Source organism: Leifsonia sp. PARNA 1/14, from assembly GCF_055720965.1.
In genome coordinates, this window is sequence record NZ_JBVQSP010000002.1 from 292,754 (window position 1) to 315,162 (window position 22,409).

General features: G+C 65.6%; 17 protein-coding genes and 3 rRNA genes. 6 read left to right on the forward strand and 14 right to left on the reverse strand.

What is annotated here, in order from left to right; genetic code table 11:
• Positions 1-10: 10 nt before the first annotated feature.
• On the forward strand, positions 11-1,003 hold the full coding sequence (locus AC0HS0_RS06395) for an o-succinylbenzoate synthase (RefSeq protein WP_472962555.1): 993 nt from the start codon (positions 11-13) through the stop codon (positions 1,001-1,003).
• Positions 1,004-1,024: 21 nt separating this feature from the next.
• Here AC0HS0_RS06395 and AC0HS0_RS06400 read toward each other — a convergent pair whose 3' ends face one another.
• Together AC0HS0_RS06400 and AC0HS0_RS06405 are read right to left on the reverse strand one after the other, a co-directional pair.
• Positions 1,025-2,044 carry an HAD-IIA family hydrolase gene (locus AC0HS0_RS06400; protein ID WP_472962557.1) on the reverse strand — a complete coding sequence of 340 codons (1,020 nt, stop codon included), beginning with the start codon at positions 2,042-2,044 and terminating at the stop codon, positions 1,025-1,027.
• Positions 2,019-2,708 (reverse strand): hypothetical protein, encoded by a 690-nt coding sequence (locus AC0HS0_RS06405; RefSeq protein ID WP_472962559.1) that lies wholly within the window; start codon positions 2,706-2,708, stop codon positions 2,019-2,021. The genes AC0HS0_RS06400 and AC0HS0_RS06405 overlap by 26 nt, the downstream gene beginning before the upstream one ends.
• Here AC0HS0_RS06405 and AC0HS0_RS06410 point away from each other — a divergent pair.
• Positions 2,667-3,401, forward strand: a complete 735-nt coding sequence (locus tag AC0HS0_RS06410) for a hypothetical protein (RefSeq protein ID WP_472962561.1) — start codon at positions 2,667-2,669, stop codon at positions 3,399-3,401. The genes AC0HS0_RS06405 and AC0HS0_RS06410 overlap by 42 nt on opposite strands.
• A 427-nt stretch (positions 3,402-3,828) precedes the next feature.
• Here AC0HS0_RS06410 and rrf read toward each other — a convergent pair.
• The 8 genes from rrf to AC0HS0_RS06450 form a co-directional block, all read right to left on the reverse strand.
• Positions 3,829-3,945: ribosomal RNA gene (rrf, locus tag AC0HS0_RS06415) — 5S ribosomal RNA — on the reverse strand.
• Positions 3,946-4,078: 133 nt separating this feature from the next.
• Positions 4,079-7,192: ribosomal RNA gene (locus AC0HS0_RS06420) — 23S ribosomal RNA — on the reverse strand.
• A gap of 415 nt (positions 7,193-7,607) precedes the next feature.
• Positions 7,608-9,131, reverse strand: a 16S ribosomal RNA gene (locus AC0HS0_RS06425).
• Together the 16S, 23S and 5S rRNA genes form the textbook arrangement of a ribosomal RNA operon.
• 667 nt (positions 9,132-9,798) lie before the next feature.
• Positions 9,799-10,884 carry a c-type cytochrome biogenesis protein CcsB gene (ccsB, locus tag AC0HS0_RS06430; RefSeq protein ID WP_472962563.1) on the reverse strand — a complete coding sequence of 362 codons (1,086 nt, stop codon included), beginning with the start codon at positions 10,882-10,884 and terminating at the stop codon, positions 9,799-9,801.
• 9 nt (positions 10,885-10,893) lie between these two features.
• Positions 10,894-12,519 carry a cytochrome c biogenesis protein ResB gene (gene resB, locus AC0HS0_RS06435; RefSeq protein WP_472962565.1) on the reverse strand — a complete coding sequence of 542 codons (1,626 nt, stop codon included), beginning with the start codon at positions 12,517-12,519 and terminating at the stop codon, positions 10,894-10,896.
• A complete protein-coding gene (locus AC0HS0_RS06440; RefSeq protein ID WP_055921658.1) occupies positions 12,503-13,240 on the reverse strand; it encodes a cytochrome c biogenesis CcdA family protein in 738 nt (245 codons plus the stop codon). Before AC0HS0_RS06440 ends, resB begins: the two co-directional genes overlap by 17 nt.
• A gap of 2 nt (positions 13,241-13,242) precedes the next feature.
• Positions 13,243-13,866 carry a TlpA family protein disulfide reductase gene (locus AC0HS0_RS06445; protein WP_472962567.1) on the reverse strand — a complete coding sequence of 208 codons (624 nt, stop codon included), beginning with the start codon at positions 13,864-13,866 and terminating at the stop codon, positions 13,243-13,245.
• Positions 13,863-14,570: a histidine phosphatase family protein gene (locus AC0HS0_RS06450; protein ID WP_472962568.1), complete on the reverse strand. Its 708-nt coding sequence runs from the start codon at positions 14,568-14,570 to the stop codon at positions 13,863-13,865. The genes AC0HS0_RS06445 and AC0HS0_RS06450 overlap by 4 nt, the downstream gene beginning before the upstream one ends.
• A 106-nt stretch (positions 14,571-14,676) precedes the next feature.
• On the opposite strand from AC0HS0_RS06450, the gene aspS reads away from it, so the two are divergent.
• Positions 14,677-16,005, forward strand: coding sequence for an aspartate--tRNA(Asn) ligase (gene aspS / locus AC0HS0_RS06455; protein WP_472962570.1), 1,329 nt, complete (start codon positions 14,677-14,679; stop codon positions 16,003-16,005).
• On the opposite strand, the gene AC0HS0_RS06460 is transcribed toward aspS, so the two are convergent.
• Positions 15,929-16,681 carry a JAB domain-containing protein gene (locus AC0HS0_RS06460; RefSeq protein WP_472962571.1) on the reverse strand — a complete coding sequence of 251 codons (753 nt, stop codon included), beginning with the start codon at positions 16,679-16,681 and terminating at the stop codon, positions 15,929-15,931. The genes aspS and AC0HS0_RS06460 overlap by 77 nt on opposite strands.
• Before the next feature lie 131 nt (positions 16,682-16,812).
• Here AC0HS0_RS06460 and AC0HS0_RS06465 point away from each other — a divergent pair, with 131 nt between their 5' ends.
• A complete protein-coding gene (locus AC0HS0_RS06465; RefSeq protein WP_472962573.1) occupies positions 16,813-18,018 on the forward strand; it encodes an acetyl-CoA C-acetyltransferase in 1,206 nt (401 codons plus the stop codon).
• Between the two features lie 123 nt (positions 18,019-18,141).
• Here the strand turns inward: AC0HS0_RS06465 and AC0HS0_RS06470 are convergent, their stop codons facing one another.
• Entirely contained in the window at positions 18,142-19,269 is a 1,128-nt protein-coding gene (locus AC0HS0_RS06470; RefSeq protein WP_472962574.1) for a bifunctional 2-methylcitrate synthase/citrate synthase, read from the reverse strand.
• Between the two features lie 175 nt (positions 19,270-19,444).
• On the opposite strand from AC0HS0_RS06470, the gene AC0HS0_RS06475 reads away from it, so the two are divergent.
• Positions 19,445-20,083, forward strand: coding sequence for a LysE family translocator (locus AC0HS0_RS06475; RefSeq protein ID WP_472962575.1), 639 nt, complete (start codon positions 19,445-19,447; stop codon positions 20,081-20,083).
• 23 nt (positions 20,084-20,106) lie between these two features.
• Here AC0HS0_RS06475 and AC0HS0_RS06480 read toward each other — a convergent pair whose 3' ends face one another.
• Positions 20,107-20,637, reverse strand: a complete 531-nt coding sequence (locus AC0HS0_RS06480) for a YbhB/YbcL family Raf kinase inhibitor-like protein (RefSeq protein WP_472962577.1) — start codon at positions 20,635-20,637, stop codon at positions 20,107-20,109.
• A 10-nt stretch (positions 20,638-20,647) separates the two neighbouring features.
• Positions 20,648-21,427 carry a polyprenol monophosphomannose synthase gene (locus AC0HS0_RS06485; RefSeq protein WP_472963529.1) on the reverse strand — a complete coding sequence of 260 codons (780 nt, stop codon included), beginning with the start codon at positions 21,425-21,427 and terminating at the stop codon, positions 20,648-20,650.
• Positions 21,428-21,508: 81 nt separating this feature from the next.
• Between AC0HS0_RS06485 and trhO the strand changes: the two genes are divergently transcribed.
• On the forward strand, positions 21,509-22,393 hold the full coding sequence (gene trhO, locus AC0HS0_RS06490; RefSeq protein WP_472962579.1) for an oxygen-dependent tRNA uridine(34) hydroxylase TrhO: 885 nt from the start codon (positions 21,509-21,511) through the stop codon (positions 22,391-22,393).
• Positions 22,394-22,409 lie beyond the last annotated feature (16 nt).

Here is a 22,409-nt window from a genome sequence, read left to right on the forward strand (position 1 = left end):
AACTTGTGGAATGCTGGCCCACCTGGACGACCTGTTAGGGACGGCGCGCGTCGTCCGGCTCCCGATGCGCTCGCGGTTCCGCGGCATCACCGTCCGGGAGGCCGTGCTCTTCGAGGGGCCGGAAGGCTGGACCGAGTTCTCGCCGTTCGTCGAGTACGGCGACGACGAGGCCGCCGCCTGGCTGCACGCCTCCATCGATTTCGGGTGGCGCGCCCAGCCCGCGGCGTTGCGGCACGAGATCCCGGTCAACGCGACAGTCCCCGCCGTCGATGCCGAGGCCGTTGCCGCCATCCTCGATCGGTACCCCGGCGTGCGCACGGCCAAGGTCAAGGTCGCCGAGCCCGGTCAGACGCTCGCCGATGATGTCGCGCGCGTGCGCGCGGTGCGCGACCGGTTGGGCCCGGAAGGCCGCGTCCGCGTCGACGCCAATGCGCTGTGGAACGTCGACGAGGCTGAGCACGCCATCCATGCGCTGGCCCCGTTCGATCTCGAGTACGTCGAGCAGCCCTGCGCGACCGTCGAGGAACTCGCCGAGATCCGCCGTCGCACACACTACATGGCCATCCCGATCGCTGCGGACGAGAGCGTCCGTAAGGCGAGCGACCCGCTCGCGGTTGCGCGCGCCGGCGCTGCCGACCTGCTCGTGATCAAGGCGCAGCCGCTCGGAGGTGTTCATGCGGCCCTGCGGATCGTCGCCGAGGCCGGCCTCCCTGTCGTCGTCTCCAGCGCTCTGGACACGTCGGTCGGAATCGCGATGGGCGCCTCCCTGGCGGCCGCGATTCCCGAGCTCGACTTCGATTGCGGTCTCGGGACGGTCGCCATGTTCGAGGAGGACGTCGCGGTGTCACCCCTCACGCCGGTCGACGGCGCCATCCGGGTCGAGCGTCCGGAGGTCTCGGCCGACCGGCTCGATCGGCTCAGCGTCACCGACGAACGCCGCGACTGGTGGCTTGATCGCGTTCGTCGGTGCTACCGCGTCATCGAACGCGCGACCGCTCTCTGAAGGTGTCCGAACCGCCGACGGTCAGGCGTAAAGCCGTTCCGGAACCTCCAGGCCGTAGATCGCCCGGCCGGACTCCCAGATCGCAGCGCATGCGGCCCTGAGCAGGTCGAGGTCGTCGTCCCCCTCGCTGACGATGCGGACGTCGTTGCCCTCGATGCCGACGGTCGCCTTCCCGACGGTCACCGCGCCGTTGCGCGCTCGCTTCGTCTCGGGATACGGCTCGTCGAGCCCACGCAGATCGCGCAGGATGAACGTCGGCCGGGAGTCCGCGTCGGCGGCGAGGAGCTGCTTCGCCCGGTCGATCCCGGTCAGGACGAGCACCGAGGCGATGCCCGCGCGGTTCGCGCCGAGGATGTCCGTATCGAGGCGATCACCGATGAACAGCGGTGCTGCCGCCTGGAAACGCGCGATCGCTTCATGGAAGATCGCCACCTCGGGCTTTCCCGCGACCAGCGGCAGCCGACCGGCCGCCGTGTGCACCGCGGAGACGAGCGTGCCGTTGCCGGGCGCGATGCCGCGCGCGACCGGGATCGTCCAATCGGTGTTCGTCGCGATCCACGGACGCTCACTGTCGCTGCGCCCCTGGAGGGCGAACGCGGCTTCGGCGAGCTGCGCCCAGCCGACCTCCGGTGCGAAGCCCTGGATCACGGCCGCCGGGTCGTCCTCCGCTGAGCGTGTGACCGAGAACCCGCCCTTCTGCACCTCGTCGACGAGGCCGTCTCCGCCGACGACGAGAATCGTCGAGCCTGCGGGAACGTGTTCGCTGAGAAGCCGGACCGCCGCCTGCGGAGACGTCACGACATCGCGCGGCTCGACATGGAGGCCGAGGTCGCTCAGGTGGGCGGCCACGGAGGCGTCCGTCCGCGAGGCATTGTTGGTGATGTAACCGACACGGACGGTTTCGGCCACGCTGTTGAGGCTGTCGACCGCGTACGGGATCGCGTTCGGTCCGGTGTAGACCACGCCGTCGAGGTCGGCCAGCACGAGGTCGACGCCGCTCAGCGGCGTCGACGCCTCACTCGTCCGTCGAAACAACGCCATCGCCGGGCTCGCCCTCCTGCTCGACCTCGGCTTCGCCCTCCTGCTCGTCCCGGGAGTCCTCGTCGAAGTCCACTCCAGACTCTTCCTCGGCTTCCAGGTCCAAGTCCTCCTCGATGACGTCGATGGTCTCGAGTTCGGCGTCCGCGTGCGCTTCGTCCAGCGCCGCTTCGGCGCGCTCGGCACGCTCTCGCCAGGTGGTGGCGTCCTCGTCACGGCCGAGGGCTTCGAGCACCTCCGCGTAGGCGTGGAAGAGGTCCGGGCTCCAGCTGAATGCACGGTTCGGGTCGAGCTGCGGGATCTCCAGCTCCGCCAGCGCGGCTTCGTCCTGGCCGAGGTCGAGGCGCGCGCCGGACATCGCGATGGCCAAGGAGACCTGCACGTCCGGCGGGAGGGTCGCGCGATCGACGGATCGTCCGAGCTCGAGCGCGCGGTCGGGCCTGCCGACACCGCGCTCGCTGTCCACCATCAGGGCGATCTGGTCGTTGGACCCGGTGATCCGCCGGTAAGTGCGCAGTTCTCGCAGGGCCAGCGCGAAGTCGCCGGTGGCGTATGCGGTGATCGCCAGTGTCTCGCGAACCACCCCGATGCGGCCGGCGCGACGGGAGGCCGACAGGGCGTGGCGATGCGCCAGCTCGGGATCGGTGTCGATGACCCGGGAGGCCATAACCAAGTGCTGCGCGACCCAGTCGGCGTTGTCCTTGCTCAGCGTTTTGAGCTCGACGCGCGCCTCCTTCGCGAGCTGACGCGCTTCGACGTCCTCGGGAAGGTCGGGGTCATCGTGGCGAGGCCGAACGGACCGCAGCTCACGAGCGCGCTTCTCTTCTTCGGTCAGCTCGTATTCACGGTCACGCGCATCCCGGTCACCACGCGCGGGCCGGCCGCCTTTCGTCCAGAGCTTGTCGTCGGAACGATCCCCACCCGCGCGGCCATCGGGCCCGCTCGGCCGACCACCGCGTCGACCGTCAGTGCTCGGCTTGCGGCTCGAGTCCCACGAACCGCCCTGCCGCGGCGCACCCTGGCGCGGAGCACCACCGCGTTGCGTCCGATCTCCGCGCGGGGCACCGTCTCGCTGCGGCCGATCGCTGCGCTGTCCGCCGCGTCCGTCGTGACCGCCGCGTCCGTCGTGACCGCCGCGAACGTCCTGACCGCCGCGACCATACCGGCCGCCCTGACCATCGCGTCGAGTCTGGTCGGCGCCCTGACCGTCGCGGCGGTACTGGCCGCCACTCTGGCCGTCACGGCTGTACTGGCCGCCTCGGCTACCGCCGCCGGCTCCACCGCGCTGACCGTCTCTGCTCCAACTGCCATCGCGTTGCTGGTCCCGATTGCCCGACCGAGCTGGTCCGCCCGAGCGTGACTGGCCGCCGTCGGTGCTTCGGCGCTGGGACCCGTCGCCGGACTGCGGGCGTCCGCGTCCCTGCGCGGACGAATCCCGACGGGGTCCGCCGTCGTAGCCGGCACCGCCCTTGCTCGAGCCTCCACGATTCGCCGAGCCCCCACGGTTCGTGGATCCGCCGCGGTCGTATGATCGGCCTCCGCCCTGGGAGCGCCCTCCCTTGGATGAGTCGTCGCGTCGTCCGCGACCGGTACCGCGGCCGCGGTCGTCCCCGCGGGACGCGGACGTCCTGTCGTCGTCTGCCGGTGTATCGCTCACGACTTCTCCTGTCGGGGTGGCGGGCTTCTGCCCAGCCTAGGTGCGTGGATCGCGCAAAGAACTGTTCACACGAAATTGGACCGTTAACGCGAAATGGCCACCCATCACTGGGTGGCCATCTCACAAAGAAGTCCGGCGGTGTCCTACTCTCCCACAGGGTCCCCCCTGCAGTACCATCGGCGCAGAGAGTCTTAGCTTCCGGGTTCGGAATGTAACCGGGCGTTTCCCTCTCGCTATGGCCGCCGAAACACTATTGATGTATCAAAGTGAACGATCAAGCTTCGCTTGAATCAGTTCTCGACCGTACATCGAGAACCACATAGTGGACGCGAACAATCTTGGGCCTCTCATACCCGCCTTACAACGGTATGAGAGTAGTGATTATCAAATTATCGGCTTATTAGTACCGGTCAGCTCCATGGGTCTTTAGTCCCCACTTCCACATCCGGCCTATCAACCCAGTAGTCTAGCTGGGAGCCTCTCGCCCGAAGGCATGGAAATCTCATCTCAAGGCCGGCTTCCCGCTTAGATGCTTTCAGCGGTTATCCATCCCGAACGTAGCTAATCAGCGGTGCTCCTGGCGGAACAACTGACACACCAGAGGTTCGTCCAACCCGGTCCTCTCGTACTAGGGTCAGATCCTTTCAAATTTCCTACGCGCGCAGCGGATAGGGACCGAACTGTCTCACGACGTTCTAAACCCAGCTCGCGTACCGCTTTAATGGGCGAACAGCCCAACCCTTGGGACCTACTCCAGCCCCAGGATGCGACGAGCCGACATCGAGGTGCCAAACCATGCCGTCGATATGGACTCTTGGGCAAGATCAGCCTGTTATCCCCGAGGTACCTTTTATCCGTTGAGCGACAGCGCTTCCACAAGCCACTGCCGGATCACTAGTCCCGACTTTCGTCCCTGCTCGACTTGTCAGTCTCACAGTCAAGCTCCCTTGTGCACTTACACTCGACACCTGATTGCCAACCAGGTTGAGGGAACCTTTGGGCGCCTCCGTTACTTTTTGGGAGGCAACCGCCCCAGTTAAACTACCCACCAGGCACTGTCCCTGAACCGGATTACGGTTCTAAGTTAGATATCCAGAGTGACCAGAGTGGTATTTCAACATTGACTCCACGAACACTGGCGTGCCCGCTTCAAAGTCTCCCACCTATCCTACACAAGCCACACCGAACACCAATACCAAGCTGTAGTAAAGGTCACGGGGTCTTTCCGTCCTGCTGCGCGTAACGAGCATCTTTACTCGTAGTGCAATTTCGCCGAGTTCGCGGTTGAGACAGCTGGGAAGTCGTTACGCCATTCGTGCAGGTCGGAACTTACCCGACAAGGAATTTCGCTACCTTAGGATGGTTATAGTTACCACCGCCGTTTACTGGGGCTTAAATTCTGAGCTTCGCCGAAGCTAACCCTTCCTCTTAACCTTCCAGCACCGGGCAGGCGTCAGTCCGTATACATCGTCTTGCGACTTGGCACGGACCTGTGTTTTTAGTAAACAGTCGCTTCCCACTGGTCTCTGCGGCCTTCAAACGCTCCCGGAGCAAGTCCGTTCACGCCTCAGGCCCCCCTTCTCCCGAAGTTACGGGGGCATTTTGCCGAGTTCCTTAACCACGATTCTCTCGATCTCCTTGGTATTCTCTACCTGACCACCTGAGTCGGTTTGGGGTACGGGCGGCTGGAACCTCGCGTCGATGCTTTTCTTGGCAGCATAGGATCACCCATTTCGTCAATTAAGACTACGCATCGTGCCTGGGCCTATATGAGAGACGGATTTGCCTATCTCTCGGCTTACACACTTACACCGGGACAACCATCGCCCGGCTGGGCTACCTTCCTGCGTCACACCTGTTAATACGCTAGCCGCACCAGCATGGGGTCGAGCGTTAGGCCCGGACCTTCACCCCGAAGGGATCCGTGTCCAGGATTAGGACTCTTAGCACCACTGGATTAGCTTGGGCGGTTCTTCGCCGGTACGGGAATATCAACCCGTTGTCCATCGACTACGCCTGTCGGCCTCGCCTTAGGTCCCGACTTACCCAGGGCGGATTAGCCTGGCCCTGGAACCCTTGGTCTTTCGGAGGACGGGTTTCTCACCCGTCTTTCGCTACTCATGCCTGCATTCTCACTCGTGTGGCGTCCACGGCTGGTTTACACCGCCGCTTCACTCGCCACACGACGCTCTCCTACCCATCAACACGGCTGGACCACGAAGGCCTACCAATAATGTCAATGCCACAACTTCGGTGGCGTGCTTGAGCCCCGTTACATTGTCGGCGCGGAATCACTTGACCAGTGAGCTATTACGCACTCTTTCAAGGGTGGCTGCTTCTAAGCCAACCTCCTGGTTGTCTGTGCAACTCCACATCCTTTCCCACTTAGCACGCGCTTAGGGACCTTAGTTGGTGGTCTGGGTTGTTTCCCTCTCGACGATGAAGCTTATCCCCCACCGTCTCACTGCTGCGCTCTCACTTACCGGCATTCGGAGTTTGGCTGACGTCAGTAACCTTTTGGGGCCCATCGGCCATCCAGTAGCTCTACCTCCGGCAAGAAACACGCAACGCTGCACCTAAATGCATTTCGGAGAGAACCAGCTATCACGAAGTTTGATTGGCCTTTCACCCCTATCCACAGCTCATCCCCTCAGTTTTCAACCTAAGTGGGTTCGGTCCTCCACGACGTCTTACCGTCGCTTCAACCTGGCCATGGATAGATCACTTCGCTTCGGGTCTAGGACATGCGACTGAATCGCCCTATTCAGACTCGCTTTCGCTACGGCTACCCCTCACGGGTTAACCTCGCCACATATCGCTAACTCGCAGGCTCATTCTTCAAAAGGCACGCTGTCACCCCTACAAGGAGGCTCCAACGGTTTGTAAGCAAACGGTTTCAGGTACTATTTCACTCCCCTCCCGGGGTACTTTTCACCTTTCCCTCACGGTACTTGTCCGCTATCGGTCATCTGGGAGTATTTAGGCTTATCAGGTGGTCCTGACAGATTCACACGGGATTTCTCGGGCCCCGTGCTACTTGGGATACTCTTCGCGCCATTGGACCATTTCGGCTACGGGGTTGGCACCCTCTGTGACTGGCCTTTCAATGCCATTCGCCTATGATCCTCTGTAACGCTTGCAGTTCGGCAGAAGCTGCTGAAAAGTCCCGCAACCCCGACCATGCAACGCCTGCCGGCTATCACACATGATCGGTTTAGCCTCTTCCGGTTTCGCTCGCCACTACTAACGGAATCGCTTTTGCTTTCTCTTCCTGTGGGTACTGAGATGTTTCACTTCCCCACGTTCCCTCTACCCGCCCTATATATTCAGGCGGGAGTCACTGGGTCACCTTACGGGCCCAGCGGGGTTTCCCCATTCGGAGATCCTCGGATCAAAGCTCGTTTATCAGCTCCCCGAGGCTTATCGCAGATTACTACGTCCTTCTTCGGCTCCAGATGCCAAGGCATCCACCGTTTGCTCTTAGAAATTTGAAATCACATGAGTTTGAATCGATCGGCTCATCCGAAGATGAGCAGATTGACCAATGATCTAATAAATCAGATCATCTTTTGTGATCCGAACCCGAAGGCTCGAATCTAAGATGCTCGCGTCCACTGTGTAGTTCTCAAAGTACGGGCGGTACCTTCTCCGCCGGCCGAGTCATGGCCGACTAGAAAAGGTCCAGAGGATTCGGTTCTCATCCGAGTGGATGAGGTCCGGTCCCTCAGGACCCAACAGCGTGCATGTGCGGGGCTTCCCGATCCGAACTGTTCCTTCCTCCGAGGAGGCGTACTGAGTTCGAGCCGATCGGCTCCGCACCAATGTCAATGTTCCACCCATGAGCTAACCGGCTGAGACATTCGCTCAGATCCGGCGCCTGGACACCCGAGGGTGCCAGATGCTCCTTAGAAAGGAGGTGATCCAGCCGCACCTTCCGGTACGGCTACCTTGTTACGACTTAGTCCTAATCACCGATCCCACCTTCGACGGCTCCCTCCACAAGGGTTGGGCCACCGGCTTCGGGTGTTACCGACTTTCATGACTTGACGGGCGGTGTGTACAAGGCCCGGGAACGTATTCACCGCAGCGTTGCTGATCTGCGATTACTAGCGACTCCGACTTCATGAGGTCGAGTTGCAGACCTCAATCCGAACTGAGACCGGCTTTTTGGGATTCGCTCCACCTTACGGTATTGCAGCCCTTTGTACCGGCCATTGTAGCATGCGTGAAGCCCAAGACATAAGGGGCATGATGATTTGACGTCATCCCCACCTTCCTCCGAGTTGACCCCGGCAGTCTCCTATGAGTTCCCGCCATTACGCGCTGGCAACATAGAACGAGGGTTGCGCTCGTTGCGGGACTTAACCCAACATCTCACGACACGAGCTGACGACAACCATGCACCACCTGTTCACGAGTGTCCAAAGAGTTGACCATTTCTGGCCCGTTCTCGTGTATGTCAAGCCTTGGTAAGGTTCTTCGCGTTGCATCGAATTAATCCGCATGCTCCGCCGCTTGTGCGGGCCCCCGTCAATTCCTTTGAGTTTTAGCCTTGCGGCCGTACTCCCCAGGCGGGGCGCTTAATGCGTTAGCTGCGACACGGAAACCGTGGAATGGTCCCCACATCTAGCGCCCAACGTTTACGGCGTGGACTACCAGGGTATCTAATCCTGTTCGCTCCCCACGCTTTCGCTCCTCAGCGTCAGTTACGGCCCAGAGAACTGCCTTCGCCATCGGTGTTCCTCCTGATATCTGCGCATTCCACCGCTACACCAGGAATTCCATTCTCCCCTACCGCACTCTAGTCTGCCCGTACCCACTGCAGGCCCGAGGTTGAGCCTCGGGTTTTCACAGCAGACGCGACAGACCGCCTACGAGCTCTTTACGCCCAATAATTCCGGACAACGCTCGCACCCTACGTATTACCGCGGCTGCTGGCACGTAGTTAGCCGGTGCTTTTTCTGCAGGTACCGTCACTTTCGCTTCTTCCCTACTAAAAGAGGTTTACAACCCGAAGGCCGTCATCCCTCACGCGGCGTTGCTGCATCAGGCTTGCGCCCATTGTGCAATATTCCCCACTGCTGCCTCCCGTAGGAGTCTGGGCCGTGTCTCAGTCCCAGTGTGGCCGGTCACCCTCTCAGGCCGGCTACCCGTCGTAGGCTTGGTGAGCCGTTACCTCACCAACTACCTGATAGGCCGCGAGTCCATCCTTGACCGAAATTCTTTCCACGCACAGGAGATGCCTCCGTGCGTCATATCCGGTATTAGCTTCCGTTTCCGGAGGTTATCCCAGAGTCAAGGGCAGGTTACTCACGTGTTACTCACCCGTTCGCCACTAATTCCCTAGAGCAAGCTCCAGGTTCATCGTTCGACTTGCATGTGTTAAGCACGCCGCCAGCGTTCGTCCTGAGCCAGGATCAAACTCTCCGTAAAATGTTTAGCTCCAAGTCGCAAGCGACTGGAAACATAGTGCAGGATCGGAGAGGAATATCTCTTCTCACTGCGAGTTTGTCTTGACTAAATTCGAATGTCTGACATTCGTTATCTAATCCAAAGGAATCTCTTGCATCGACTTTCAGACCGAGGTCTTCGAATCAATGCCGAGGTTTTTGGCATTTGACATTGTGCACGCTGTTGAGTTCTCAAGGATCGGACGCTCTCACCTTCAACCCTCTCGGGTTTCTCTGTGAGGCAACTTCTCTACCTTACCACTCTCAGTCAGTTTGTCAAGTTGGCCGTTTCGCGCTCTTTCGTTCATCCATCGTGGGATACATCCGATTTGCACGAACCGAACCGGTTAGACCTGCTCAGTGAGTGGGGTGTTAATCCTAAGCGCAGCAAAGCAACTCTTTCAAGTTGAGATTTGCCGCTAGGCTAAGGATTTGGTCCCGCTTGAGGCCGGGGAGCTCTTCCGCTCTCCCGCACCTTTGGGGTGACAAGTAAGTACTTTACGCAGGCCTCCGGGACGTCGCAAATCCCGCCGACATCCCGGGCGTGTCGCGGAGCTCCTTCCGCGTGATTCCGCGGAAGTACGCTCCTCAGACGCAGAAACGCGGCCGCCCCGAGGGGCGGCCGCGTCTGAGATCGGATGCGGAACGGGTCAGGATCCGAGACCGGAATAGGCATGCAGTCCGTGGAAGAACACGTTGACGATGCCGAAGTTGAAGAGCACCGCGGCGAAGCCGATGATCGCGAGCCACGCCGAACGCGATCCGCGCCATCCGCGCGTCGCTCGCGCGTGGATGTATCCCGCGTAGATCACCCAGATGATGAAGGTCCAGACCTCTTTCGTGTCCCAACCCCAGTACCGGCCCCAGGCCTTCTCGGCCCAGACGGCTCCCGCGATCAGTGTGAACGTCCAGGCGATGAAGCCCACGATGTTGATCCGGTACGCGAGGTTCTCGAGTGCGACCGCGCTCGGGAGGGTCGCCAGGAACTTGAACTGCTGCGGGCGCGACTCCACCACCTGACGTTCACGGCGGTACTGCAGCAGTTGCAGTCCGGACAATGCGAACCCGAGCGCGAAGAACGCCGTGCCCAGCACGGCGACGATGATGTGGATCACCAGCCAATACGACTGGAGCGCCGGTTGCAGCGGAACCACCGGGACGTAGTACCGCAGCAGCGCGATCCCCTGGAGCACCAGGACCAGGCCGACGATGAACGTGCCGAGGTACTTGATGTCCCACTTGAGGTTGGCGACGAGGAAGACGCCGATGATGACCAGCGTGCCGGTCATCGAGAACTCCCACATGTTCGCCCACGGGACCCGGTCGGCCGCGATGCCGCGCAGCAGTGTGGCGATGACGTGTGATGCGAAGCCGGCGATGGTGAGGCCGAACGCCCAGCGGATGGAGGCCGACGACGCGTCGCCGTTCATCACGTCGTCCTCGACCCGTGCGCTGATCCGCGAGGAGAGCCTTGCCAGCGCCGACGACGGTGGTGTCGACGCAGGCGGCGGGGGCGCCTGCCCTCCGGAGGCGGAGAGCGTGGTCGTCGGCGCCCCGACGGGCGCGGCGACTTCGGCTCGGCGCGCTACGGCGCTCGGGACGACTGCGACCTCGTCGGCGGTCACCCTCGCCCCACGCCGTGCGAGATCGAGTGCGAACGCGATGAAGGCTGCGGCGTAGAACCCCATCGCCACGTAGATGAAGACCGTGGACAGCTGGGACAGGGTATCGGTCACGTTGTAACTCTAATTCGTCGGTTGTCGGGTGAGGAGGGCGGTGTGCTCGTCCGCGACGGCGGAGACGGCAGCAAGCAGGTTGGGGTCCTCGCCTCGTGCGAGGCCAGCGTACTCCAGCGTCAGGGATCCGTCCGGGTTCTCGACGGCCTTCACCCAGATGCGCCTGCGCGGCACGAACAGCGAGGTCAGCAGGCCTCCGAGGATGAGCACGGCGAACAGCAGCACCCAGACCTGGGCGGGATCGTGGTGCACGTCGAGCGATGCGTAGCGTTTGACATCGCCGAGCGAGATGGTCCCGAGCCCGTTCGGGAGCTCGACCGTCTCACCCGGCTTGAGCTGGAGCGCCTTGGCCTTGGTGCCGGGCCCCGCCAACTGGGTCATCTTGTCGGTGTTCAGGCTGTAGACCGATTGCGGGACGCCGTTGTCGACGCCGAGGTCGCCGGCGTAAACGTTGAGGCTCAGGACGGGGTCGTCCAGGCCGGGGAACGTCGAGGTGAGGGCTCCTGCAGCGGTGTCGCTCTTGCCGACGGTCGGATAGAAGAAGCCGATCATCCCGACCTGCTCGCGCAACCCGTCCGGAATCTTCACCCAGCCGAGCGACGTCAACCGGGCATCCTGAGCGATGAACGGGACCGAATCGCTGAACACGACTTTGCCCTGCGGGTCCTTGACCGTGATCGTCGGCGCGTAACCGTTGCCGAGGAGGTAGACGTTCGTGCCGCCGATGGCGAGCGGGTCGTTGACCTTGATGGTCGCCGATCCGGAGGAGTCGCCCGGGCCGGTGGTCGTCACCTTGGCGGTGTAGTCGAGCGGCGTGCCCACGGCGTTCGGGTTCTTCGTCTCGTACGCCACGTCGAGGCTGTCGACCCGGATGGAGAACGGCTCGAGCGAGCCGTCGGAGAAGAACCGGCCGGGATTGAACGAGTTGTAAGACGGAAGGCTGTTCACGAAGCTCTGCCCGACGACCACCACCTTCTGCCCGGTGTAGCCGAAGCCTCCGCCGATGCCGACGGCGACCAGGACGCCGAGGAGTGCGATGTGGAACACGAGGTTGCCGGTCTCGCGCAGGTAGCCGCGCTCCGCCGACACCGAGGTCGACCTGGCGTCCTGGTAGAGCGAGACCCGGTAGCGGGAGCGGCGGAGGATCTGCCGGGCCGACTCGATCGGGTTCGGTGCGTCGTCGCGGAGATCGGCCGGCAGGATCCGCGACTGGAAGCCGGACATCCGCGTGAGCCGCACCGGTGTCTTGGGCGGTTTCGCCCGCAGCGCTCTGGCGTGGTGCGCGGTGCGCGGGATGATGCAGCCGATCAGGGACGCGAACAGCAGCAGGTAGATGGCCGAGAACCAGAACGACGTGTAGACGTCGAACAGCTGGAACTTGTCGAGCACCGGGGCGAGCTGCGGGTTGTCGCTGAAGTACTTCGTGACGCCGCTGGGGTCGGCCCCGCGCTGCGGGAACAGCGAGCCGGGCACGGCCGCGATGGCCAGCAGCAGGAGCAGGAACAGCGCCGTGCGCATGCTCGTGAGCTGGCGCCACGCCCAGCGCACCCAGCCGAGCGGGCCGAGCTTGGGCTGGGCGACGTCCGAGTCCTCGCGGGGCGGCGCGGCGTCGATGTGATCAGATGGCCGGGACAAAGCCGGAGATCACCCCCAGGAACTGGGACATCATGGCGGTCCACAGACCGGTCGCCATCAGGATCCCGATGACCACGAGCAGTGCGCCTCCGATGATGTTGATGACGCGGATGTGCCGCTTGAGGAAAGCCACGGAGCCGGCGACCCAGTCGAAACCGAGTGCGACGAGCAGGAACGGGATGCCGAGGCCGATGCAGTAGAAGAGGCCGAGGAGGGCTCCGCGCCACGGGGAGCCGCTGCCGACGCTCAACGCGCTGATCGCCGCGAGGGTCGGGCCGATGCAGGGCGTCCAGCCGAGGCCGAAGACGATGCCGAGGAGGGGGGCGCCGATCAATCCCGTGGCCGGCCTCCACGTCGGCTTGATCGTGCGCTGGAGGAACGAGAACTGGCCGATGAACACGAGCCCCATGAGGATGACGAGCACCCCGAGCACGCGGATGACCACCTCCTGCCAGCGCACCAGCCAGAGACCGAGGGCGCCGAAGGCGGCCCCGTAGGCGACGAACACGACGGCGAAGCCGAGGACGAAGAGGGCCACCCCCAGGAGCACCCGACTGCGGTCGCGCTTGGCGCCGGGGTCGCTCATCCCGCCGACGTAGGCGAGATAGCCGGGCACGAGCGGGAGGACGCACGGCGACGCGAACGACACCAGCCCCGCGAGGACCGCGATGGGCAGTGCGAGCAGGAGCTGTCCGCTGAAGACGATCTGGCCGACGTCCACGGCTACTTCCCGGCCACGGCGTCGGAGATGAGCGAGTCGAGAATGCTCTTGTCCGGGATCGCGCCGAGGATGCGGGCGGCCACGCGGCCCTGCTTGTCGATCACGAGGGTGGTCGGCGTCGCCTTGGGCGGGACGGTCTTGCTGAACGCGAGCAGCACGGAGCCCGTGTCGCGGTCGAGGACAGACGGGTAGGTGACTCCCTTGTCGTTCTCGAAGCTGGCGGCGGTGCTCGCCGAGTCGTAGAGGTTGACGCCGAGGAAGCTCACGCCCTGCGAGGCGTACTTCTCGGACAGGGACTGGAGGTCGGGAGCCTCCACCCGGCACGGCGGGCAGCCCGCATACCAGAAGTTGACCACCAGGACCTTGCCCGCATAGTCCTTCGACGACACCGCACTGCCGTCGGCCAGCGTGCCGGAGAACGCAACAGGGGCGCCGCGATTGCCAGCCGCGAACTCGCTCACACTGCCGTCACCCGCGATGTAGTTCTGGCCGGAGCCCGACCGGTACTGGTTGGCGAGCGCGTCGTTGGAGGTGCAGCCGGAGAGGAACAGGGCCGTCGCCGCGGCGATGGCCGGGACAGCCAGCGCGAGTCGCGCGCGAGCGGAGAAGCGAGAAGCGGAGATCACACCGCCCCCACATCGGTAGCGGTGGAGATCAGGCTTCCCGCGGGCTCGGCGTATTCGACCTCGACGAGGCGGAGCACGGGCGGCGCCGACGGGTCGGCCGGCACGGGCTCCTCGCCCGGACGCGGCTGAGGAGCCGGCGCGGGCTCGGTTGTGCGCTCGAAGGTCGTGATGCTCGAGAGGGCGCAGCGGCGCTTGCGCGGATCGTGCGGGAAGCTCTCGCCCGCGACCGAGAGGTGCGCCACCCAGATCGGGAGCTGGTGGCTCACCAAGACGACATCGCCGGATTCCACGGAGTCGAACGCGTCGTGGATCGCTGCCAGCATGCGCTTCTCGATGCTCGAGTAGGCCTCGCCCCAGCTCGGCCGGGGCGGGTACACCAGGAACGGCCAGTTGACCGGGTTCTTGAGGGCGCGACGCATGTTGGTGCCCTCGAAGTGGTTGGTCGGCTCGATGATCCGTTCGTCGACGATCGGCTCGAGATCGAATGCCGTCGCGATCGGCGCTGCCGACTCGCGTGTGCGTTGCAACGGAGAGACGCGCAGCGATGAGACCGGCCGGCCGCGCACCGCCAGGTCGTCGGCCGCCGCCTGGGCCATGCGATGGCCGAGCTTGGAGAGGCCGAAGCCCGGCAACCTGCCGTACAGGATGCCGTCGGGATTGAACACCTCTCCGTGACGGACGAGATGGACTTGGCTTGCTACCACCGCTCCAGTCTACGGAGCGCTTTGCCTTGAATTCACTGAGCGCCGGAGCGCGAGGGCTGCTCTCGGCCCTCTTCAGCGGTAGACGCGGGCGGTAGGCTTGTCGATCGTGACCGCACGCGTTTTGATCAAGGACCTCGCCGCTCTTCCCGACGGCCCCGTCAGCGTCGCCGGATGGGTCGAGACCGTCCGCGACCAGAAGAAGGTGCAGTTCGTCGTGCTGCGCGATGAGTCGGGGGCTGTGCAGCTGGTGAATCCGCGCACGGTCGGCGAAGACGGCACCGTCGTCGCCGACGAGCCCGCCACAACGATCTCCGCCCTGTCGCAGGGCTCGTTCGTGCGCGCCACCGGCGAGCTGAAGCACGACGAGCGCGTGAAGCTCGGCGGCATCGAGATCAAGCTGAGCACCCTCGAAGTCGAGACGGCCGCCATCCCGGAGACCCCGATCGCGGCGGACAGCGGCATCGACAAGCGCATGGACTGGCGCTTCCTCGACCTCCGCGAGCCGAAGCACAACCTCATCTTCCGCGTGCAGACCACACTCGAGCACGCGATGCGGCAGTACTGGGTCGACAACGGCTTCATCGAGATCCACACGCCAAAGCTGATGGCGTCGGCCTCCGAGTCGCGCGCCGAGCTGTTCGAGCTGCCGTACTTCGAGACGACCGCGTACCTCGCCCAGAGCCCGCAGATCTTCAAGCAGATGGCTCAGGCAGCAGGCTTCGGTCGGGTGTTCGAGATCGGGCCGGCGTTCCGCGCCGACCCCAGCTTCACCAGCCGCCACGCGACGGAGTTCACGAGCGTCGACACCGAGCTGAGCTGGATCGACAGCCACGAGGATGTCATGAAGGTTCACGAGGACCTCCTCGTCGCCGGCTTCACCGCGGTCAAGGAGAAGCACGGGGCCGAGATCGAGACGCTCTTCGGCGTCGAGGTCACCGTGCCGACCACGCCGTTCCCGCGCATCCCGCTGGCCGAGGCCAAGCGCATCGTGGCCGAGCAGGGCTACGAAGTGCCGCGCGCCGACGACGACATGGACCCGGAGGGCGAGCGCCGGATCTCCCAGTACGTCAAGGAGACCTACGGTCACGAGTTCGTCTTTTTGACCGACTACGCCTCGAGCATCCGCCCGTACTACCACATGCGTCACGCCGACGACCCGTCGATCACCAAGAGCTACGACCTGATCTTCAACGGTGTCGAGATCTCGACCGGCGCTCAGCGCGAGCACCGTGTGGACATCCTCGAGAAGCAGGCCGTGGACAAGGGCCTTTCGGTGGAGGAGCTCGAGGATGTGCTCGCAACGTTCCGGTACGGTATTCCCCCGCATGGCGGTTTCGGGATGGGGCTCGCGCGCGTGCTCATGCTGATGCTCCACCTGTCGAACCTGCGCGAGACGACCTATCTCTTCCGCGGCCCGACGCGGCTGACCCCGTAGCCGTCAGCGCGGTCCACCGCTCGCCGGCGACCAGGATGTGACCCAGGAAGCGGAGCCCGATCGTGGCCGCCGCCTGGTCGAGCCGGCGTGTGAGCACGGTGTCGGCCACCGAGGGGTCGAGCGATCCCGACGGATGGTTGTGCGCGACGGCGAACGACCGGCCGCCGCGGGTGAGGACAGCCTGCAGGATGTCGGCCGGCTGGATAGCGCGTTCGTCGACGCCGCCGTCGCGCAGCATGACGATCTCGAGCGGACGGGCGGCGCGGTCGGCGACCACGACGACGAAGCGTTCGCTGTCGCGGTGCAGCAGCTCCGGCCGCACCACGTCGGCGACCGCCGTGTGATCGACCAGTCGCGTCCACGCCGACGACCGGCCGGCACGCCTCCAGATCTCGATGATCGCGACGAGCCGCCCCGCGGTGGCCGGCCCGACGCCGGGAAGGTTCTCGAGCCGGGCGAAATCCATCGTCGCGAGCCCCGGGAAGCCGCCGCAGCGCCCCAGGATCGACCGGGCCAGCGACAGGACGCTCCGACCCGTCTGGCCAGAGCCGAGGATGAGCGCGAGTACCTCGTCGTCGGTGAGCGAGCCGATGCCGAGGCGCCGCATCCGCTCTCGCGGCCGGTCGTGGCTGGGGACGTTGGCGAGTGACGGCGCGGCTTCTTCCGTGATCGACATGGATCCACGCTACGAACGCAACGCGGACCCGACGGCGGGAGCCGGCCAATCTGTGGACAACTGGCTCTGAACCTCATCCTGTGGATGACAATGGACGGAGAGTATCCCGGCAACGAAGGAGTCGCCCCGCAATGACCAGTCCCCTCCCCGAACCCCGACCGAACGACGTCGTCATCCTGTCGGCCGCGCGCACCCCGCAGGGCAAGATCCTGGGCGCGCTCGCCGGTCAGAGCGCCGTCCAGCTCGGCGCCGTCGCCCTCCGTCGCGCGCTGGAGCAGTCCGGTGTCGATGCCGCGGACGTCGACGCGGTGATCTTCGGCCAGGTGCTCCAAGCAGGCGCCGGCCAGAATCCCGCCCGGCAGACCGCCATCGGCGCGGGGATCGGCTGGAACGTGCCGGCCACCACGATCAACAAGGTCTGCCTCTCCGGCCTCGCAGCCGTGATCGACGCGGCCCGCCTCATCCGCGCGGGCGAGGCGACGGTCGTCGCGGCCGGCGGTCAGGAGTCGATGACGAACGCCCCGCACGTCCTGCCCGGCTCGCGGAAGGGCTGGACCTACGGTTCGATCGAGGCCGTCGACTCCGCCGCCCACGACGGCCTGACCGACGCCTTCGACAAGATCTCCATGGGCGCCTCCACCGAGCAGTACACCGAGAAGCTCGGGCTCACGCGCGAGGCGCAGGACGCCTTTGCGGCCTCCTCGCACCAACGGGCAGGCGCCGCGGCGGCCTCCGGAGTCTTCGATGACGAGATCGCGCCGGTCAGCATCCCGCAGCGCAAAGGCGACCCGGTGGTCGTCACCGCCGACGAGGGCGTGCGACCGGACTCCACGGCGGAGGTGCTCGCGAGACTGCGGCCCAGCTTCGCCGCCGAGGGCACACTCACGGCGGGCAACTCCTCACCGCTCAGCGATGGGGCAGCTGCGCTCATCCTCACCTCGCGCGAGAACGCCGAGCGTCTGGGTCTGGAGTGGCTCGCGGTGGTCGGGAGCAGCGGACAAGTCGCCGGCCCGGACAACTCGCTGCACTCGCAGCCGTCGAACGCGATCCAGGCGGCGCTCACGCGCGCGGGCTGGGGGGTCGACGACCTCGACCTGATCGAGATCAACGAGGCCTTCGCCGCCGTCGCGCTGCAGTCGACGGCGGATCTGGACCTCGACCCGGAGAAGGTCAACATCCACGGCGGCGCGATCGCGCTCGGCCATCCCATCGGGGCCTCCGGGGCACGGCTCGCCGGTCACGCCGCTCACGAGCTGGCCCGACGCGGGTCGGGGCGCGCGGCGGTCGCGCTCTGCGGCGGCGGCGGGCAGGGAGACGCGCTGCTGCTCTGGCGCTAGCGGAGGAGATCCGGTGCTGTGAGGCGCCGGAACGCAGTGAACGGAGGAGATCCGGCCCGGGATGGGGCGGATCTCCTCCGTTGCGTCATCTCCTCCGTAGCGACGGGCGGCGGGCGCCGCGGGTCAGCGGCGCAGGTGGCGCTCGGCCGGGCCGGTGTACTGCGAGAGCGGGCGGATGAGGGAGTTGGCGGCGTACTGCTCGAAGACGTGGGCCGTCCAGCCGGTGACGCGCGCGGCGGCGAACAGCGGCGTGAAGGTCTCGGTGTCGAAGCCCATCAGGTTGTACGCGGGGCCGGAGGGATAGTCGAGGTTCGGCTTGATGTTCTTGCGCTCGCCCATCGCATTCTCGAGGGCGTCGTAGAGGTCGAGCATGTCTTGGCGGTCGTAGTGCTCGGCCAGGGTCTCGAGCGACGCACGCATGGTCGGCACCCGGGAGTCGCCGTTCTTGTAGACGCGGTGACCGAAGCCCATGATCTTGCGCTTCTGCGCCAGAGCATCGTCGAGCCAGGCCTCCGCCCGGTCGGCGCTGCCGATCTCGTCGAACGCGTGCATCACGGCCTCGTTCGCGCCCCCGTGCAGCGGCCCCTTGAGAGCGCCGATCGCCCCGGTCACGGCGGAGTACACGTCGGAGAGGGTGGAGGCGATCACGCGTGCGGTGAACGTGGAGGCGTTGAACGAGTGCTCCGCATAGAGCACGAGCGAGACGCGGAACGCGTCCACCACCACGTCGTCCGGGACCTCGCCGAACGTCAGCCAGAGGAAGTTTCGCGCGTAGTCGAGGTCGTCCCGAGGCTCCACGAGGTCGAGCCCGCGTCGGCGGCGCTGGATGTACGCCACGATCGTCGGCAGCTGCGCGAAGAGGTACACGGCCCGCCCGAGGTTCAGCTCGGGGTCGAGGATGCCGTTCTCCTGCTCCAGAGTCGGATCGAGGCCGCCGAGCTGGCTCACCGCCGTGCGCAGCGCATCCATCGGGTGCGCGGACGCCGGGATGTCGTCGAGCGCCCGCCGCGTGCGATCGTCGAGCGTGCGCAGACCGCGCTCGAGCTTCTCGAAGCCCTCGAGCTCGTCGGCCGTGGGCAGCTCGCCGTGCCAAAGCAGCCAGGCGACCTCCTCGAACGAGCACTGCGCGGCCAACTCCTGCACGGGGTAACCGCGATAGAGCAACGAATTGGTCTGCGGGTTGACGGACGAGATGGTCGTGGTGTCGACCACGACGCCGGCGAGGCCCTTGTGGATCTCGGGGTCGGTCATGTGTGCTGCTCCTTCGCTGCGGTGGCAGGTGTCGGCGGCGCACCTCGGGTCGTGCACCGAAGTGTCGTACGCGTCGTCTCCTCGTAGTCAATCAGGTCGTGGAGGTCGGCGCGATGTCGCAGGCCGACGTCGTCGAGCTTCCCACGGCCGCCCTCCGTCGCCTACGCTCCTGGACATGGTTCCGGCTCCGTCTCTGCTCGCGTTCGCGCTCGCGTCGATCGCGCTCATCGTCATCCCCGGGCCGAGCGTGCTGTTCGTGATCGGGAGGTCGCTGGCGCTCGGGCGGCTCGGGGGCCTCCTGAGCGTGCTCGGCAACGCCCTCGGGATGCTGCCGCTTGTGATCGCGGTGGCGCTCGGGATCGGCGCCATCGTCGCACAGTCTCTGGTGGCGTTCACGATCATCAAGTTCGCCGGGGCGGCCTACCTGATGTACCTCGGCGTGCAGGCGATCCGGCACCGCCGCCATACAGCGGTGACGCACGAGGCGACGCCGCCTCGACGTTCCCGGCTGCGGATCCTCGGCGAGGGATTCCTCGTCGGGCTGACGAACCCGAAGTCACTGGTCTTCTTCGTCGCGGTGCTCCCCCAGTTCGTCGACTACCACGCGGGCGCCATCCCGCTGCAGCTGTTCGAGCTCGGCGTCGTCTTCCTGCTGCTCGCGCTGACGTTCGACAGCATCTGGGCGCTTGTCGCCGGCACCGCCCGCACGTGGTTCGGGCGCTCGCCGAAGCGCGTCGAGCGGCTCGGCGCCACCGGCGGCGTGCTGATGATCGGACTCGGCGGTGTGCTCGCCCTGACAGGGAACAAGCACTAGAGACGCCGGCCGCCGCCGAGCGGCTAGATGTCGCCGGCGGTCGCTACCGGCACCAGCACGGCGCGGCCGAGCGAGTGGAAGTGGGCGTTGAAGCCGAGCACCGCCGGCGTCGACTCGGGGTCGAGGTCGAGGTGCTCGACATCCAGCGCGTGGACCACGATGAAGTAGTGGTGCGTCCCCGTTCCCGGAGGCGGACCCGCACCCGTGAAGCTCTTGGCCCGAAGCTCGTTGGAGAGCATGGCCGCGCCCTGCGGCAGGGAGGCCCCGCCCTCGGCGCCCGCGCCGGCTGCGAGCGAGGTCACCGAGGCCGGGATGTTGTAGACGGCCCAGTGCCAGAACCCGGAGCCGGTCGGGGCGTCGGGATCGTGGATGGTGACGGCGAAGCTCTTGGTCTCGGCGGGGAAACCGCTCCACGACAGCTGCGGCGACACGTCACCGCCGCCACCGCCCGCTCCCCACTGCGCCCGCGCCAGCGGTCTGTCATCGGCGACGTCGTCGCTCGTGAGGGTGAACTGCGGAACGGCGCCGAAGCGCTCCAGCGGATCTTTCGACATGGACGCAACGCTACGCGCGCTGCGTCGACTCCGTCAGTGCCGATGCCTCCGGCTGCTTGCGGAACCGCTTGGGCAGACCCACGATGCCCCAGCCGGTCACCCGCAGCATCGCCTCCACCACGATGCCGCCGGTCATCTTGGAGGCGCCATGCTCGCGCTCGACGAAGGTGATCGGCACCTCGACCACCGCGAGGCCGGCGTCGTATGCGCGCCGCAGCATGTCGATCTGGAAGCAGTAGCCCTGGCTCTCGACGTCGTCGAAGTGGATGCGTCGCAGTGCGTCCGCCGTGAAGGCCCGGTAGCCTCCGGTGACGTCGCGCGCCCGCATACCGAGGCAGAACCGCGAGTACGCGCTGCCGCCGCGGGAGAGCAGGCGGCGATGGGCCGGCCAGTTGACGACGCCGCCACCGCTCACCCAGCGGGAGCCGAGCACCAGGTCGGCGCCGTCGCCCGACGGCACGGCGCGCAGCGCGGCCAGCAGCGCCGGGAGCTCCTCGGGGCGGTGCGAGCCGTCGGCGTCCATCTCGACGACCGCCTCGTAGCCTGCATCGAGCGCCCAGGACATCCCTGCGCGGTACGCGGCGCCCAGGCCCTCCTTGCCCGCCCGGTGCAGGACCCGCACGCTGGCGTCGGTCGCGGCGAGCGCGTCCGCGATCTCGCCCGTGCCGTCCGGCGATCCGTCGTCGACCACGAGCACATCGACCTCCGGCGTGGAGGCACGGATCCGCCCGACGACGGACCCGATGTTCTCGCGTTCGTTGTACGTCGGAAGGATCACGATGGTTCGCATACTCATACCATCATCCATTCTGCTGAACGGGAGGCGAACGAATCTGTCGGTATTCGCAGTCGGCGCTGCTAGCATCCCTCGGTGCCCGTCGCCAAGGTCCTGCTGTTCTACGTCTTCACCCCGCTCCCCGATCCTGACGCGGTGCGGCTGTGGCAGCGCGATCTGTGCGAATCCCTCGGCCTGCGCGGACGCATCCTGCTGTCGAAGGACGGCATCAACGGCACGCTCGGCGGTGAGCTCGGCGCGCTCAAGCGCTACCTGCGCAAGACGAAGGACTACGCCGCCTTCCACGGGCTCGACGTCAAGTGGAGCGAGGGCTCCGGCCTCGACGAGGAGGGCACGAGCCTCGACTTCCCGCGGCTCTCGGTGCGGGTCCGCGACGAGATCGTCTCGTTCGGCGCGCCGGACGAGCTGCACGTGGACGACGGCGGCGTGATCGGCGGCGGCGAGCGCCTCGACCCCGATGGCCTCCACGCCCTCCTCGACCAGCGAGACGACGTCGTCTTCTTCGACGGGCGCAACCGGTTCGAGGCGGGGATCGGACGCTTCCGCGACGCGGTCGTGCCCGATGTCGCGACGACACGGGAGTTCGTGGCCGAGCTCGACAGCGGCCGCTACGACCACCTGAAGGACAAGGCCGTCGTCACCTACTGCACCGGAGGGATCCGCTGCGAGGTGCTCTCGGGCCTGATGCGCTCCCGCGGGTTCGGCGAGGTCTACCAGCTCGACGGAGGCGTGGCGCGCTACGGCGAGCGCTTCGGCGACGACGGGCTGTGGGAGGGCTCGCTGTACGTCTTCGACGGCCGCGGCTCGGTGCGATTCTCGGACCACACAGCGGTCGTCGGCCGCTGCGCCGGGTGCGGTGCGGCGACGGACCGGATGCGGAACTGCACCGACGTCTCGTGCCGTGAACAGCTCGTGGTCTGCGAGGACTGCACCGCGGTCGCCTGCGCCGTCCACGCGTGAGCAGGCGCGGCTGATC

Excerpts from the sequence above, each read along its gene's own strand:
- AC0HS0_RS06395 (WP_472962555.1), top strand. The coding sequence starts at position 11 with ATGCTGGCCCACCTGGACGACCTGTTAGGGACGGCGCGCGTCGTCCGG.
- AC0HS0_RS06400 (WP_472962557.1), bottom strand. The coding sequence starts at position 2,044 with ATGGCGTTGTTTCGACGGACGAGTGAGGCGTCGACGCCGCTGAGCGGC.
- AC0HS0_RS06410 (WP_472962561.1), top strand. The coding sequence starts at position 2,667 with ATGCGCCAGCTCGGGATCGGTGTCGATGACCCGGGAGGCCATAACCAA.
- AC0HS0_RS06405 (WP_472962559.1), bottom strand. The coding sequence starts at position 2,708 with ATGGCCTCCCGGGTCATCGACACCGATCCCGAGCTGGCGCATCGCCAC.
- AC0HS0_RS06460 (WP_472962571.1), bottom strand. The coding sequence starts at position 16,681 with ATGTCGATCACGGAAGAAGCCGCGCCGTCACTCGCCAACGTCCCCAGC.
- AC0HS0_RS06465 (WP_472962573.1), top strand. The coding sequence starts at position 16,813 with ATGACCAGTCCCCTCCCCGAACCCCGACCGAACGACGTCGTCATCCTG.
- AC0HS0_RS06470 (WP_472962574.1), bottom strand. The coding sequence starts at position 19,269 with ATGACCGACCCCGAGATCCACAAGGGCCTCGCCGGCGTCGTGGTCGAC.
- AC0HS0_RS06475 (WP_472962575.1), top strand. The coding sequence starts at position 19,445 with ATGGTTCCGGCTCCGTCTCTGCTCGCGTTCGCGCTCGCGTCGATCGCG.
- AC0HS0_RS06480 (WP_472962577.1), bottom strand. The coding sequence starts at position 20,637 with ATGTCGAAAGATCCGCTGGAGCGCTTCGGCGCCGTTCCGCAGTTCACC.
- AC0HS0_RS06485 (WP_472963529.1), bottom strand. The coding sequence starts at position 21,427 with ATGCGAACCATCGTGATCCTTCCGACGTACAACGAACGCGAGAACATC.